Annotated in this window: 16 protein-coding genes; 9 read left to right on the top strand and 7 right to left on the bottom strand. The window is 66.2% G+C overall.

Going from position 1 to position 14863, the window contains the following annotated elements; genetic code table 11:
• Nucleotides 1–519: 519 nt before the first annotated feature.
• The gene (gene pdxS, locus ACQP1G_RS28945) at nt 520–1422 is read left to right on the top strand and encodes a pyridoxal 5'-phosphate synthase lyase subunit PdxS (RefSeq protein ID WP_433192715.1); all 903 of its coding nucleotides are present in this window, start codon (nt 520–522) and stop codon (nt 1420–1422) included.
• A gap of 102 nt (nt 1423–1524) precedes the next feature.
• On the opposite strand, the gene ACQP1G_RS28940 is transcribed toward pdxS, so the two are convergent.
• Together ACQP1G_RS28940 and ACQP1G_RS28935 are read right to left on the bottom strand one after the other, a co-directional pair.
• Nucleotides 1525–2223, bottom strand: coding sequence for a response regulator (locus ACQP1G_RS28940; RefSeq protein ID WP_433192714.1), 699 nt, complete (start codon nt 2221–2223; stop codon nt 1525–1527).
• Nucleotides 2220–3398, bottom strand: a complete 1179-nt coding sequence (locus ACQP1G_RS28935; protein WP_433192713.1) for a sensor histidine kinase — start codon at nt 3396–3398, stop codon at nt 2220–2222. Before ACQP1G_RS28935 ends, ACQP1G_RS28940 begins: the two co-directional genes overlap by 4 nt.
• A gap of 138 nt (nt 3399–3536) precedes the next feature.
• Between ACQP1G_RS28935 and ACQP1G_RS28930 the strand changes: the two genes are divergently transcribed.
• Nucleotides 3537–4157 (top strand): hypothetical protein, encoded by a 621-nt coding sequence (locus ACQP1G_RS28930; protein WP_433192712.1) that lies wholly within the window; start codon nt 3537–3539, stop codon nt 4155–4157.
• Between the two features lie 92 nt (nt 4158–4249).
• Complete coding sequence (locus ACQP1G_RS28925; RefSeq protein WP_433192711.1) at nt 4250–4738, top strand: hypothetical protein; 489 nt, start codon at nt 4250–4252, stop codon at nt 4736–4738.
• Between the two features lie 370 nt (nt 4739–5108).
• Here ACQP1G_RS28925 and ACQP1G_RS28920 read toward each other — a convergent pair whose 3' ends face one another.
• On the bottom strand, nt 5109–5735 hold the full coding sequence (locus ACQP1G_RS28920) for a hypothetical protein (protein ID WP_433192710.1): 627 nt from the start codon (nt 5733–5735) through the stop codon (nt 5109–5111).
• A gap of 121 nt (nt 5736–5856) precedes the next feature.
• Here ACQP1G_RS28920 and ACQP1G_RS28915 point away from each other — a divergent pair, with 121 nt between their 5' ends.
• On the top strand, nt 5857–6678 hold the full coding sequence (locus ACQP1G_RS28915; protein WP_433192709.1) for an acyl-CoA thioesterase: 822 nt from the start codon (nt 5857–5859) through the stop codon (nt 6676–6678).
• Between the two features lie 138 nt (nt 6679–6816).
• A complete protein-coding gene (locus ACQP1G_RS28910) occupies nt 6817–7053 on the top strand; it encodes a hypothetical protein (protein WP_433192708.1) in 237 nt (78 codons plus the stop codon).
• A 71-nt stretch (nt 7054–7124) separates the two neighbouring features.
• Here ACQP1G_RS28910 and ACQP1G_RS28905 read toward each other — a convergent pair whose 3' ends face one another.
• Nucleotides 7125–8858, bottom strand: a complete 1734-nt coding sequence (locus ACQP1G_RS28905) for an APC family permease (protein WP_433192707.1) — start codon at nt 8856–8858, stop codon at nt 7125–7127.
• Between the two features lie 176 nt (nt 8859–9034).
• Here ACQP1G_RS28905 and pdxT point away from each other — a divergent pair, with 176 nt between their 5' ends.
• Complete coding sequence (pdxT, locus tag ACQP1G_RS28900; RefSeq protein WP_433192706.1) at nt 9035–9685, top strand: pyridoxal 5'-phosphate synthase glutaminase subunit PdxT; 651 nt, start codon at nt 9035–9037, stop codon at nt 9683–9685.
• A 113-nt stretch (nt 9686–9798) separates the two neighbouring features.
• Nucleotides 9799–10554 carry a YebC/PmpR family DNA-binding transcriptional regulator gene (locus ACQP1G_RS28895; RefSeq protein ID WP_433192705.1) on the top strand — a complete coding sequence of 252 codons (756 nt, stop codon included), beginning with the start codon at nt 9799–9801 and terminating at the stop codon, nt 10552–10554.
• A 106-nt stretch (nt 10555–10660) separates the two neighbouring features.
• Here ACQP1G_RS28895 and ACQP1G_RS28890 read toward each other — a convergent pair whose 3' ends face one another.
• Complete coding sequence (locus ACQP1G_RS28890) at nt 10661–10867, bottom strand: DUF5988 family protein (RefSeq protein WP_354950689.1); 207 nt, start codon at nt 10865–10867, stop codon at nt 10661–10663.
• A gap of 207 nt (nt 10868–11074) precedes the next feature.
• Between ACQP1G_RS28890 and ACQP1G_RS28885 the strand changes: the two genes are divergently transcribed.
• Nucleotides 11075–11326 carry a hypothetical protein gene (locus ACQP1G_RS28885; protein ID WP_433192704.1) on the top strand — a complete coding sequence of 84 codons (252 nt, stop codon included), beginning with the start codon at nt 11075–11077 and terminating at the stop codon, nt 11324–11326.
• Nucleotides 11327–11336: 10 nt separating this feature from the next.
• On the opposite strand, the gene ACQP1G_RS28880 is transcribed toward ACQP1G_RS28885, so the two are convergent.
• A complete protein-coding gene (locus ACQP1G_RS28880) occupies nt 11337–12329 on the bottom strand; it encodes an NADP-dependent oxidoreductase (protein ID WP_433192703.1) in 993 nt (330 codons plus the stop codon).
• 28 nt (nt 12330–12357) lie between these two features.
• Between ACQP1G_RS28880 and ACQP1G_RS28875 the strand changes: the two genes are divergently transcribed.
• Complete coding sequence (locus tag ACQP1G_RS28875; protein WP_433192702.1) at nt 12358–13347, top strand: GlxA family transcriptional regulator; 990 nt, start codon at nt 12358–12360, stop codon at nt 13345–13347.
• Between the two features lie 34 nt (nt 13348–13381).
• On the opposite strand, the gene ACQP1G_RS28870 is transcribed toward ACQP1G_RS28875, so the two are convergent.
• Nucleotides 13382–14848 (bottom strand): alpha/beta hydrolase, encoded by a 1467-nt coding sequence (locus ACQP1G_RS28870; protein ID WP_433192701.1) that lies wholly within the window; start codon nt 14846–14848, stop codon nt 13382–13384.
• Between the last annotated feature and the right edge of the window lie 15 nt (nt 14849–14863).

The raw sequence follows: 14863 nt of genomic DNA, 5'->3' as shown, positions 1-14863 counted from the left end.
GCGTGCCTGGACCTTTCATCTGTGATGTGTTTCACGATCGTGATAGCGTCGCGACTGGATTGATGCCGCCTGGGTAGTGCTTACGGGAAAGTGCTGCTCGGAATCCGGTGGTGATTCCATTGCAGTGAGATGTCCGTTGGTGCGTGGAGGTAAGCAGTACATGTCCTACCTGTTGTACGATTTTCTGTTGCCGTTGCTGGGCTCCGGCGCTGCCGAGTATTGGTCGCAGCTGCTGGTGGTCGGCCCGCTCTAGAACGAAAAATCCGGTATTCGCCGGGGCGGCGCAGTAAGGCGTCGGCCCGGCGGATCCATTTCCGCACCGGCCCGCGTTCGCGCCGCGGATGCCGCCTCCCGAGTGCTGCCCGATCGGTCCAGTCGTCGCTGAGCCCGCGCAGACTCGCTGGTCGGGGCAAGGCCAGTGCTGCGCAACTGGCTATCAAGTGGCCTGATCGGCCCGCCTAGAATCGGTGACGTTAGTTCCAAGCGACCCGATTGGCGCACATGACCCAGGAGTTTGCCGTGACCACGCCCGAGACCACCAACACCATCGGCACCGCCCGCGTGAAGCGCGGGATGGCCGAGATGCTGAAGGGCGGGGTGATCATGGATGTTGTCACCCCCGAGCAGGCCAAGATCGCCGAGGACGCCGGTGCGGTCGCGGTGATGGCGCTGGAGCGTGTTCCGGCCGATATCCGCGCACAGGGTGGCGTCTCCCGGATGAGTGATCCGGACATGATCGACGGCATCATCGCCGCCGTCTCCATTCCGGTCATGGCCAAGGCCCGCATCGGCCACTTCGTGGAGGCCCAGATTCTGCAGAGCCTCGGCGTCGACTACATCGACGAGTCCGAGGTGCTGACCCCCGCCGACTACGCCAATCACATCGACAAATGGAACTTCACCGTGCCGTTCGTGTGTGGCGCCACCAACCTGGGTGAGGCGCTGCGCCGGATCACCGAGGGTGCGGCCATGATTCGCTCGAAGGGCGAGGCTGGCACCGGCGATGTCTCCAACGCCACCACCCACATGCGCAAGATCCGCGCCGAGATCCGCAAGCTGTCCTCGCTGCCCGAGGACGAGCTCTTCGTCGCGGCCAAGGAGCTGCAGGCGCCATATGAGCTGGTGAAAGAGGTCGCGCAGACCGGAAAGCTGCCGGTCGTGCTGTTCACCGCGGGCGGCATCGCCACCCCCGCCGACGCGGCGATGATGATGCAGCTCGGCGCCGAGGGCGTCTTCGTCGGCTCGGGCATCTTCAAGTCCGGCAACCCGGCCGAGCGCGCCGCCGCCATCGTCAAGGCCACCACCTTCTACGACGACCCGGATGTGCTGGCGAAGGTTTCGCGCGGACTGGGCGAGGCGATGGTCGGCATCAATGTCGAGGAGCTGCCGGTCGATCACCGACTGGCCGAGCGCGGCTGGTGATTCGGCGCTGTCGCTGAACTGAATCGACGCCCGCGGCAACGGATTCCATGATCTGCTGCCGCGGGCGTCGTTCGGCTTCCGGATGTCGAGCGAATCCAGCCCTCAGATCAGTCCGCGGTCGCGGGCGTATATCGCGGCTTGCGTGCGGTCGCGTAACCCGAGACGGCTGAGGATGTTCGATATGTGGTTCTTCACGGTGCCCTCGCTGAGATACATCGCGCGCGCGATTTCCCGATTGGCAGCGCCGCTTGCGACCAGTCGCAGCACCTCGAGTTCGCGCGGCGTCAACTCGATGGTGGGGGCGGCCAGGGGCGGGCGCACCATTGCGGCGATTCGGCCGGAGACCGTCGCCGAATACTGGTCGACACCCGCGTGGACCAGGCGCACGGCTTGCGCGAGTTCAGCGGCGGGTAGGTCTTTGAGCAGATATCCGGATGCTCCGGCTCGCAGGGCACGCACGATGTAGTCGTCATCGTCGAAGGTCGTGAGCATCAGCACCTTCGCCCGCGCTCGCAGGATTCCCGCCGCTTCGACCCCATCCATACCCGGCATCCGCACATCCATCAGCACCACGTCGGGGTTCGGATCCCGCGCGTCTATTGCGTCGGAGCCATTCTCGGCGACCCCGATCACCTCGATACCCGGCTGCAGGGCGAGCAGCGCCGCAATTCCCTCCCGCACCAGACGCTCGTCGTCGACGATCAGCACTCGGACCGCGCGGGTGCCGTCCATCGCATCGGATTCGTCGGTCTCGCACGGTGGCGAGTAGTCGCTCGATGTCTGTTTCGGTACCAGGTTCACCGCGCCGACTCCAGGTGCGTTCCTGCGGGCACCATGGCGACCAACCGCGTACCCGTTGGCCCGGAGGTGATTTCGACATTGCCGCCGACAAGATCGAGTCGCTCGCGCATACCGGCCAGCCCGTGACCGGTGGTCGACCCGGGGTCGAAACCACCTCCGTTGTCGGTGATTTCGAGTGTCGCGGTCGGGTTGGCGAGCTCGGCGCGCACCGTGACGACGGTGGCGCCGGAGTGGCGGCGGGCGTTGGTCAGTGCTTCCTGCGCAGCGAAATACAGTGCGAGACGGGCGGGCTCGCGGATGTGCTGCTCGGCGCCGATCAGGTCGAGGTGCACCGTGAATTCGGGATCGTCGAGGCGGTCGACCAGGGCGGTGAGGGCGGTGTGCAGGGCGAATTCCGGGTCGTTGCGTTGCGTTTCCAGAGCGCGGCGAACCTCCTGGAGTGCGAGCCGGGCCGAATCTCTGCCGTCGGTGAGCGCCTGATCGGCGACGGCCGGGTCGAGCGGTCGGTAGGCGGCGGACTTCTCCAACTGGATAGCGGTCACCACCAGGTGATGGCCTACGGTGTCGTGGATATCGCGCGCCATTCGTCGGCGCTCGGCGACGGCCGCCACAGACGACGCCTGGTCGGCGTATTCGCGCAGCCGCGCATGAGCGTCCGATAGTTCGGTGAGCAGCATCTCAGCGCGGCGGCGGGCTGCTTCCTCGCGTTCGGCGATCACCGCGATGGCCAGCGCGAACACCACGCCGATAGCGAACATCAGCAGGTCCGAAATGCTTTCCGGATCGTGCCGCAGCGGTGGCCGGACGAGCACCGAGGCGCCGAGGGCGATGAGCCCCAGCGCAGCGAGGCCGAACGCGATCCGGCGGCCGAGCGTGAAGTACGCCATGAGGGGCAGCAATGCGAAGAGGACCTTGGCATTACCTTGACAATCCAGCGCGGTGGCGAGCGCGAACAGCACGGCACGGGCGACGAGCCCGGCGAATGCCGTGACTCTGGTTGTGGTTCTTCGGCTTTCGGCGAATTCGAGGCCGCACAGCACCGCGAACACGCCGACGAACCCGAGCAGCCCGGCGTCGATCGGGCAGACGCCCATCCCCGCCATGGCCAGCCCGGCGAGCAAGACCGATACATAGAGGAAGCACGCCACCCAGGTCAGTGCGCGTGGACGGATCATGCCCCGAGCGTAGGGCCGGGTCGTTCACCCCGACCAGCCGCATGCCGACAGTGTGGCCGAAAGTCATGGGTCGTCCGGCACTTACCCACATGACCACCGGATTCCTAGCGTCGGCGGCACCTGGAGAAAGGATCCGATATGGACACTCGAGCACTGCTTCGCCTCGGCGCCGCCGCGGGCCTGATCTGCGGCGGCGCCATCGCCCTCGCTGGCGCCACCGAACTCGTCCTCGGCCACAAAACCACGCTCACCCAACTGCTCAATGGCGGCGCCGTCCCCTTCGGCATCGGCCTGCTGGTGGTGATGTACGCACTGCTGCACCGGCAACTGGGCCGTTTCGGTGCCACCGCCTTCGTTGTTCAGTTCCTCGGCTTCGGTTACTTCGCTGGCGTCGCTTATGCGAAGAACTTCGTGCTGGTCTATTTGGACCGCCCGGTCGTCGACGAACTACTGAAGAGTCCGGCGAGATTCGCCTTCCTCGCGACCGCGATCATCGCCCTCACCGGTACCGTTCTCTTCGGCATCGCCCTACTGCGCACCGATACCGTGCCGCGGATCGCCAGTGCGATGTACACGGTTGGGCTGTCGGTCCTCTGCCTGACCTTCCTGCTCCCCGCCCCCGTCGTGCGCACCGGCCACATCGCCGCCGGTGTCGCCATGATCTGGTTGGCGTCGATCGTGTGGTCGAGGGCAGTGCCGACCGAACCCGTTGCGCATCCCACACAGTTGTCTTACTCCCACCACAGAGTTGATGGCTAACTTCGAGATTCGGTGCACGTCGGTGACCGCGCGAGCAGTTCGCGCGGCACCGTCGTGGTCACGGACCTGTCCGAATGGCAAAGGAGGATCAGTTGAAGCTTCATAAGTCCGGGCGTGTCGCCATCGCGGGTCTGGCCGCCGTGGCCGCACTCAGCCTGTCGGCGTGTGGCAGTGATGACTCGACCCCGACCAAGCCGGCCAAGACCACTACCTCGGCGGTGGCCAACCCGAACCTGCCTCCGGTTCCGACCGTGGCGGACTTGAACGCCGCGCTGGGCCGCGCTCTGGATCCGTCGGTGCCCGCTTCCGAGAAATTGGAATCTGTACAGGGTGCGCAGGCCGATCCGGATCTGCCCAACCGCCTGGCGGAGGCCGCCAAGGGCGCCAATGCGCAGATGACGGTCACCGAGGTCACCTCATTCGGTGACAGCGTGACCGCCAAGGCGAAGTTCGTCGTCAACGGCCAGGAGAACATGGTCGACGTGCCCTTCGTCGCCGAGGACGGCAAGTGGAAGATCGAGAAGTCCTGGGCCTGCACCATGCTGACCAACCTCGGCCAGCAGTCGCCGGCCTGCGGTTAGTTCCCGGCCGCGGTGGGTTCGGCCGGGAGCAGTTCATCGTCGGGTGGCGGCGCATACGGCGCTCGCCACCCGCGGTGTTTTGCGGAGGTGGGTCCCGTGTCGGAATGGGGGAGTGGTAGTGCTCGACTTACGTTCGGCGAGAACCGGATTGGGTTTCGACCCGGCCTGCGAGGACTCGGTCGGCGAGTTCGGCCCGTGCGGCAGGTGGGTGCATGCTGGGAGGTTCGGGGTGAATCTGTTGGTCGCGAACTATCGGCAACAAATCATGCACTTACTTGGATATGCGCATTTGCGCATGTAATACCATGGAACCGCACATCAAAATGCCGCCGGGAGGGGCGGGGAGGGGTCCGTCGAGTTCGGCAGCCGTTCAGCTCCTGGCGTCGTCGTCGATCCGTAGCGCGGGCCGATCGGGATGCTCCCAGCGGATGAAAAAGGTTGGGGCGTAGGGGTTGTCGCGGTCATGGCGGAGGATGGCGGGAATGGTCCACTGCGCCTCGGGTGCGGTACGGCGGCGCAAGGCGGCTTCGGACATATCGAGTCGTACCGTCAGATCGAAGCTCAGGTCGCGGCCGAAAAGCATGGGCCCCGCGATGAACAGGACAGTGTCGGGTGCCGCGCTGCGGATGGGGGAGCGGGCCGAGCGGTCACGGTCTTCGTCCCAGAGCGCCGGAAGCCAGCGCGCGTCCTCGCGCAGCGCGCGAATGACCTCGCGGTTCAGCGCCGCGTAGTCGAACCAGGCGGCGCGATAAGACATTTCGTCGGTGCGCCCAAATTCCATCCGGAGCGAGGCCGGCCGGATGTAGTCGTGCAGCGAGACCACCTCGGCGGCACGTCCGGTGTCGCGTAGGGCGGTGGCGATGCGGTCCGCGATCGCCACGGGTTCGGCGGCGTCGGCCCCGTCGATCGCGATCACCACGCGGCCGCTGAGCTCGAGGATGCGGTCCGCCAGGAGTTCGACAAGTCCGGCACGGGTGATCGGATCGAAATGTGGCACCGGCCCATCCCATCAAACCGGACTATCGCACCCCATTCTGGGCGGCGGGAGCGGCCGTTGCCGAGGGATCACCGGCCCTCCGAGGGAAGTCCGCGTCGGTGCGCCGGTTAATCTCGGCCTCATGGCAACAATCGAAGAGGCGCTGGAGATCGAGCGGCTCGAGCGGGACATCTTCCGTGGCGCGTCCACCAAGACCCAGCTCCCGCGCACATTCGGTGGACAGGTTGCCGGTCAGGCGCTGGTTTCGGCGGTACGGACAGTGGAGCCGCGGTTCCAGGTGCATTCACTGCACGGGTACTTCCTGCGCCCGGGCAATCCGGAGGAGCGGACCGTCTATCTGGTGGAGCGGATCCGTGACGGCCGGTCCTTCTGCACCCGCCGGGTGACCGGCGTGCAGGACGGCGCCGCGATCTTCACCATGTCGGCGTCGTTCCACATCGGTGACGCGGGTCCCGAGCATCAGGATGTGATGCCGCCGGTCCAGGCACCGGACGAACTGCCGAACGCCAGTACCACGATGAGTCCCGAACGGCTGTGGGCGATGCGCGAGTGGGAGCACTGGGATATCCGCACCGTGCCCCAGGATGTGGTGGCCCGCCGCGACGGCGTGGTCTCCCAGCAGCAGGTGTGGTTCCGCTACCGGCACCCGCTGCCCGACGATCCGGTAGTGCACGTCTGCACCCTCGCCTACATGAGTGATATGACCCTGCTCGGCTCCTCCAAGGTCATCCACCCCGACGAGCCGACCCAGAACGCCTCCCTCGACCACGCCATGTGGTTCCTGCGCCCGTTCCGCGCCGATGACTGGCTGCTCTACGACCAGTCGTCCCCATCCGCTGGCTTCGGCCGCGCACTGACCGGCGGCAAGATTTTCAACCGTCAGGGCGAGTTGGTCGCGGCGGTTGTGCAAGAAGGCTTGATCCGCGCATTGCGCGAGGACTGAGCGCCAGCGGGCCCGCTATTCCCAAAATTGGGAAATTCCGATCGGTCTGTATTCAGCTCGCATGCTCGTAGACTGCCGCGCAAAGAAGTCGCCGACCAGGAACGACGGTTTCACAGCGTCAAGAATGGAGGCAGGAATGTGGCTGTCGGGAGCTTTTCCTACCAGAACGCATCGGGCTACTCGGACCGGATCGATAACCCGGACGAGTACCGGACATACAACGTAGCCATCGGGAAGGGTGCGGCGGACAACCAGACCAATGCCACGGTCTGGCTGTACACGCGGCCCGAGGGGCAGGGCAGTTCGGACTACCTGGACCCGGGTAACAGCACCTATGTGAGCAGCGGCTATCAGAGTTGCAAATTCACCCGCTGACCGAGCGTCCGCGGTGGTGCGAGTGTGGCCGACGCGCACCACCGCGAACTATCCGTGAGCCCTCCTGAGGCTCATACCACCTGCACGCGTAGGTGGCAGACCACGGTGTCGGTCATCCGACGGAGTTCGCGTTCGAGTTCATCGCTGCGGTGGCTGGGCAGTACGCGATCCCAGCCGGTCGGCGGATCGATCTCGGCGATGACGACGACCTTGCGTCGTCCGGGGAAGTTTTCGCGTACGTAGCGCGCGACGGGGCCGCCGACGGTGGCGTCGCTGTCCTCGAGCAGCACCAGCCTGACCTCGGGATGCCATGCCTCCCAGGCCTTGGCGAATGCCTTTGCCGATTCGCCGGGCAGACAAACATGTACGGCGACAATATCTTTGCCGATGGACATGGCGGCCGAGAGCGCTTCGCGGCTCAATTCCGAGACCTCGGAGATCGGCACCACGATCGCCGTACCGGTGGCCTGCGGCTGGTCCGGAATCGCGCCATTGCCCCGGCGGCCGCCGATCCGGGTATAGGCGCTACGGATGCGTTCCATGCCGAACACCAGGACGGGCAGCACCAGCACGATCAACCACGCGCCCGCGGTGAATTTCATTGCGGTGGTGACGATCGCGGCGACGAAGGTGAGTAGCGCGCCGAAGCCATTGAGCGCGATCCGCCAGCGCCAGCCCTGGGCCCGGGTCTGCCACCAGTGCCGGACCATACCGGTCTGCGCAATGGTGAAGCCGACGAAGACACCGATCGCGAACAATGGAACGAGCACATTCATATTGCCGCGCGCCGCGATCAACAGCACACCTGCGGTCACGCCGAGCGTCAGCACGCCGTAGCGGTACACCTGACGCGGTGAGCTGACCGCGAACCGGTGCGGTAGGCAGTTGTCGTCGGCCAGGATTCGGGTCAGTGTCGGCAGTCCGCCGTAGGAGGTATTGGCGGCCAGTGCGAGCAGTACCACGGTCGCGAATTGCACAATGTAGTAACCGATTCCGTGACCGAGCGCCGCCTCGGTGAGCTGGGAGAGCACCGTCGTCCCCTCGATCGGCCGCAGTTCGAACTTCTCGATGAGCACCGCGAGCCCGATCAGCATGACGCCGAGCAGCGCGCCGAGCGCGACCTCCGCCCGTTGTGCGCGTTTGACCTTCGGCGCGTCGAAGCTGGGCACCGCATTCGCGATCGCCTCGACACCGGTGAGGGCGGCGCAGCCGCTGGAGAACGCCTTCAGTAGTAATAGGACTCCGACGGTATGGATATCGCTGACGGCCGCGGTTCCGGTGGTGACGCTGGCCGGTTCCGAGCGCACCAACCCGCCGATGATCACCGCGAAGATGCCCGCGACGAACATGATGGTCGGAATCATGAAGGCGCGCGCACTTTCTCGGATGCCGAGCAGATTCAGTGCGGTGACTCCGACCAGGATGGCCGTGCAGATCCACACCGTATACCCGTGCAATGCGGGGAATGCCGAGGTCAGTGCCGCCACACCCGCGGCGATGGAGACCGCGACGTTGAGAACGTAGTCGACGATCAACGAGGCCGCGGCGACCAGGCTGGTGCGGTGGCCGAGATGCCGCTTGGCCACGGCGTACGCGCCGCCGCCGTCGGGGAACGTCGCGATCACCTGCCGATAGGAGGCGACCAGGACGGCCAGCAGTGCAGCGATCGCGATGGTCACCGGCAAGGTCATGCCGAGTCCGACGCCACCGGCGGTGGCCAGCACCAGCACGATTGCTTCGGGCCCGTAGGAGACCGAAGCCATGGCATCGAGAGACAGTCCGGCCAAGCCGGTCGAAACCGTCAACCCCCGGTGCCTCGTGACAGTATTCGGTTCTCCATCGGGAGGGGGCGTCTTGCGTGGCAACACTGCAATCACATGTGTGAGTGTCGACCGATTTCGGCGGTATGCACCCGCTCTTGATGCAATGTTGACGGCCACCGTGAGCAGGACCACAGCGCCGCGCCTCGTAAGCTCATGGCGTGAACGCATCGGTCGCCTCGCCCGTTCCTGGCGCGCAGCAGATTCCCGCCCGGCCTACCATCGGCGTGCTGGCCCTGCAGGGTGATGTACGCGAACATGTCGCGGCGCTGGCGGAATGCGGGGCCGAACCGGTGCTGGTGCGGCGTGCGTCCGAGCTGGCCACGGTGGACGCGCTGGTGCTGCCGGGCGGTGAATCGACCACTATCAGCAAACTGCTGGAGGTCTTCGAACTCCTCGAACCGCTGCGCGCGCGGCTGCGGGAAGGTATGCCCGCGTTCGGATCCTGCGCCGGAATGATTCTGCTCGCCTCCGAGGTGCTCGACACCCGCCCCGATGCCGAGCATCTGTCCGGTATCGATATGACGGTGCGCCGCAACGCTTTCGGCCGTCAGGTCGACTCGTTCGAGACCGATCTGGAATTCGCGGGCCTGACCGGGGGCCCGATGCGCGCGGTGTTCATCAGGGCGCCGTGGGTGGAGCGGGCCGGTGCGGGCGTCGAAGTGCTGGCCACCGTCCCGAGTGGCCCGTTCGCCGGGCGCATTGTCGCGGTGCGGCAGGGCAGGGTGGTCGCGACGTCGTTCCACCCGGAAGTCACCGGTGATCTGCGGGTGCACCAGATGTTCGTCGATCTGGTTCGCGACGCCCAGTAGTCGCCCTGGAAAAGCCGTCGTAACCGGACGAGTAGGCTGAGAGAGTTGTCTACCCGGCCGGTGCGGGTACCGTGCGCACGATCAGACGTGCTGTCGACTGGAGGAAGCAGGGAATGAGCGGCCACTCCAAATGGGCCACCACCAAGCACAAGAAGGCGGGGATCGACGCGAAGCGCGGCAAGCTCTTCGCCAAGTTGATCAAGAATATCGAGGTGGCGGCCCGCACTGGTGGCAGTGACCCGGCGGGCAATCCGACGCTGTACGACGCCATCCAGAAGGCGAAGAAGTCGTCGGTTCCGAACGACAATATCGAGCGTGCTCGCAAGCGCGGTGGCGGCGAAGAGGCGGGCGGCGCCGACTGGCAGACCATCATGTACGAGGGCTACGGCCCCAATGGTGTCGCGGTGCTGATCGAATGCCTCACCGATAACCGAAACCGCGCCGCGGGCGAGGTGCGTGTTGCGATGACCCGCAACGGCGGCAATATGGCCGATCCGGGTTCGGTCTCCTACTTGTTCCATCGCAAGGGCATCGTGACCCTGGACAAGAACGGCCTCTCCGAGGACGACGTGCTGATGGCCGTGCTCGACGCGGGCGCCGAAGAAGTCAACGATCTCGGGGAATCCTTCGAGGTGATCAGCGAACCGTCCGACCTCATCCCGGTGCGCAAGGCGCTGCAGGACGCCGGAATCGACTACGACTCCGCCGAATCCGGCTTCCAGCCGTCGGTGTCGGTGGCGGTCGACCTCGACGGCGCGCGCAAGGTGTTCAAGCTGGTCGACGCGCTCGAGGACAGCGACGACGTGCAGAACGTCTACACCAATGTCGACATTCCCGACGAGGTCGGCGCGCAGCTCGAAGAAGACTGACGCCAGCCCATCGGGTAACTCGGGGCGGTTCGCAGACCTGCGGACCGCCCCGAGTCCGTTCCGGGGGCGAGCGCATGGCGCCGCCGCCACGTCGTTCGAACTTCGCCTATTCCGCGATTCTGGTGCGGTCGGACCACTCGTAGACCGGCAGCCGGCCCTCGGGCGTATCGGCCTCCCGGTTGGTGACCTTGAAGTGTTCGTATCCGCCGCGGAATTCGACCTTGAGCTCGACGCCGGGTGGCGTGATCGGAACGATGCGAGCTGGCAAGTCTTTCGGCCCACCTTCGAGGACAGCCTTCACAACATTGCTCATCCTTCGGATGGTAGATCTCGGATGTGATGCACGCCACAAACGTGGCCGCGAAGGGGCGGAGGGAATGATCGCAGCCGCCGATCTCGGCACCGTTAACGATTGTGGCTCGATTGCTGATACAAGATTCGAGTGCCGCGACAACCGCCGCGGCGACCCGATCAGGCTCCAGAACACCGAGAACTTGTTTCCCCCGGAAAGAGACGAACTATGAGTCGATCCCTTGCCGACGAGCAGTCCGGCCATTCGACCGACCTGAAGGTCACCCTCGCTCCGCTCGCCGTCGCGATGGGACTGATCCTGTTCATCGCCGCGTTGGCGACGGTGAACAGGATGCCCGGCTGGGCCGATGACTACGGCGCGAGCCTGGTGTACTTCGCGATCTTCCTGTACATAGCGATCGCCGGGCGCTTGACCTGGTGGGGCGCCGACATCCTGATCAGCTCCGCGAAGAAGCGCTGACCAGGCCTGATTACGGCACCGTGAGGACCAATTTGCCAACGGTGCGGCCGGTTTCACCGAGTGCGTGCGCCTTTGCGGCCTGCGCCAGCGGGAAGATTCCGGCGACGGTCGGGCGCAGTGTCCCCGATTCGGCGAGCAGCGCGAGTGCGCTCATCCCGGCATGGTCGTGCTCCACCAGCATGCGCACCGCCCGGACGCCCGATTGCTGTGCCTCGGCGGCCAATTCGGTCACACCGAATGCGCGCAGCGAGATCAGCAGACCGCCGGGGCGAAGCGTACGCATCGACCGCACGCTGTTCTCGTCGTCGATCGAATCGAGCACGACATCGACATCGCGGACCGCTTCGGCGAAATCGGTTGTGCGGTAATCGATCGTCTCGTCCGCGCCGAGTTCGTGCAGGAATGCGTGGTTGGCCGCGCTCGCGGTACCGATCACCTGGGCGCCTCGTGCCTTCGCGATCTGTACCGCGAAATGTCCGACGCCACCGGCGGCGGCGTGGATCAGAATGCGCTGTCCGGCTCGAAGTTTCGCGGTATCGACGAGGGCTTGCCAGGCGGTGAGGGCGGCCAGGGGGATCGCGGCGGCCTGAATGTGGCCCAGGTTCAACGGCTTCGGCGCGAAGGCGCGGGCGGGACCGACGACGTATTCGGCGAGCGAGCCGTGGCCGTTGGGGTAGGGGAGCATGCCGAAGACTTCGTCGCCGGGCTCGAACAGGGTGACCCCGATGCCCGTCCGCACCACTTCACCCGACACATCCCAACCGAGGACGAACGGCGGCTCGCCGAGGAACAGCCCGGCGACGCCGCGATGGCGCCAATCGGTCGGATTGAGGCCGGCGGCCCGCACCCGGACCAGGATCTGGCCGGGACCGGGCGTCGGAATCGGCAGCTCGACCTCGGTCAGGACCTCGGGTCCGCCGATTATGTGCTGGCTGATCGCGCGCATGGTGGTGTCGTTCATGTCATTCAGCTTGCCGAGGGCGGCGACTGCGGGAAATGGCACGATTGCCAATATTCGATATGATCGCGCCATGGTCGGAGCTTCGGATGCGCAGCGGCATCGCGTGGTCGTGCTCGCGCTGGACGGGGTGTATCCGTTCGAACTCGGCATCCCGAGCCGGGTATTCGGCACCGCCCCGGACCGCTACGAGGTGAGCACCTGCTCGGTCGACGGCGCACCGGTGCCGAGCCAATCCGATTTCGCCATCGCCGTCCAGCACGACAGCCGCGCGCTGGCATCCGCCGACACCGTGGTCGTTCCGGCCTGCGATATCGACATGACGCTCGGCGGCACGCTGCCGCCGCCGCTGGCAGAGGCTTTCGCGCGGATCCGGCCCGGCGCACGCATCGTCTCGATCTGCACCGGGGGGTTCGTGACCGCCGCCGCCGGACTGCTCGACGGCCGTCCCGCGACAACGCATTGGAATGTGGCCGAACTGTTCCGGCGCACCTTTCCCCGGGTCCGGCTGGATACCGATGTCCTGTATGTCGATGACGATGACGTGCTCACCTCGGCGGGCGCGGCCGCCGGTATCGATCTGTGCCTGCATCTGGTGCGCCGCGATCACGGCAGTGCGGTCGCCAATGCGGTGGCGCGGCGCTGTGTCGTGCCGCCGTGGCGCGACGGCGGCCAGGCCCAATACATCGAACAGCCGGTGCCGCCGTCGACCTCGGCGGGCACCGCCACCGCGCGGCACTGGGCCCTGGAGAACCTCCAATTGCCTTTGACCATGGACGAACTCGCGGTGCGGGCCCGCATGAGCAAGCGCACCTTCGCCCGCCGCTTCCGGGACGAGGTCGGTATGAGCCCGGGCCGCTGGCTCATCCAGCAGCGCGTCTTCCGTGCCCGCCAACTCCTCGAATCGACCGACCTGACCGTGGACCGGATCGCGGGTGAAGTCGGCTTCGCGACCGGCAGCTCATTGCGCCAGCACCTGCACGATTCGATCGGCGTCTCACCGCTGGCGTATCGCCGCACCTTCCGCGCCGAATCGGTACCGCCACCCGATGCCGCGGGCTGAGCCGCGGCTCAATTCAGCAACCGCGCAATCGGTTTCAGGTCGCGTCCGGCACCGGAAGTCCGACCCGGGCGACGATCCAGGGGAACGACGAAGTGAAGGCGGCCGCGGCGAACTGCCAGGTGTGGCCGCCCTGGGTGGTGTGGATGGTGCAGTCGATGCCCACCTCATGCCCTGCAGCGCACAACTTTTCGGCGGCGCCGATCTCGCCGGTGTCGATGACGCCGTCGTGGCCGCCCATTCCGACGGTGTCGTCGTCGACTGCGGCGGACTGGCGTGCGCCATGGGATCCCGGACCGGATTTGGGTGGGGTGAGATCGTCGAACAGCCCAGCCATATCGGGGTACGGGCCGTGTTTCGCCATGACGGTGAGCGGGTCGAAGGCGGCCCAGCGGTCGGCGTCACCGCCGAAAAGGCGTTTGATCGTCTGCTCTTTGGTGCCCGACGTCGGTCCGAGATCGCCCGCGATATCGACGAAGGTACGCACCAACTCGGGGTGCATAACGGCCAGGTCGACCGCGCAGGTGCCGCCCATCGACCAGCCGACCACAGCCCAGTTCGCCGGATCCGCCGAGGCGCCGAAGCGCGATTCGAGGTAGCCGGGCACATCTGCGGTCAGATGGTCGGCGGCGTCGCCACGCGGACCGTTCACACATTCGGTGTCGTTATTGAAGCTGCCGCTGGAATCGACGAAGACCAGGATGGGGGCGCGGCCGCCGTTGGCGGCGGTGAACTTGTCCACCTCGGGCATGATCTGTCCACTGCGAATCCAGTCGGCGGGGGTGTTGAATTCGCCGCCGATCATCATGACGACCGGCAGCGTTGGCGGTGTCGGACCGGCGAACCAGGCCGGTGGCAGGTACACGTACTCGGTGCGATGCGGAAATCCGCTGCCCGTGTCGGGAATTCGCACCGGGACGATCTTGCCGGTGGTGACGGTCGTATTGCGCAGTGCAGGTAAGGCGTCGATATCGGTCTGGTTCGGCAGCGGGCCCGCGGTCAGCGCGTTCCACGCGGACTGCACGGTGGGGTAGTAGCCGACCCACTGATCGAGCACGATGCCGGTGCTCAGCAGTGCGAGGGGTACGGCGAGGACCGAGACGCCACGCCGCCACCAGCGCGCGCTGCGCCAGCCCAGCGCGGCGACGGCGATCGCCGCGACCGCCACACCGGCGCAGGCCCACAACTCGATCGGCGCCGGATCCGACGCCAACCCCTGATCGTTGACATACGCCCACGCGGCGACCGCACCCGCCGCACCGAGGACCACACAGATCGGCAGTAGTACCAGCCGCCAGCGCCGGGTCCGCCAGCCGATCGCCAGGATCAGCGCGGCCACCGCGACCAACTCGACGGTCAACGGCAACCAGCCGTGCAGCAGCGATATCCCGTGATGCGAGCCGTACTGGTAGTTCGGATTCAGATTCGCCGACGGCAGCCGAGGTGGCGGCGGCGGTGTCACTGGGGTCGCGGGCGTGGCGAGTGGAGCACGGACAACGGGCACCTACGGCATTGTCGA

The sequence above is a fragment of the Nocardia sp. CA-107356 genome (genome assembly GCF_050946365.1).
In the GTDB taxonomy this organism is placed as follows: domain Bacteria; phylum Actinomycetota; class Actinomycetes; order Mycobacteriales; family Mycobacteriaceae; genus Nocardia.
The sequence above is the reverse complement of the archived record's forward strand: the minus strand, read 5'-3'. Positions and strand labels throughout refer to the sequence as shown.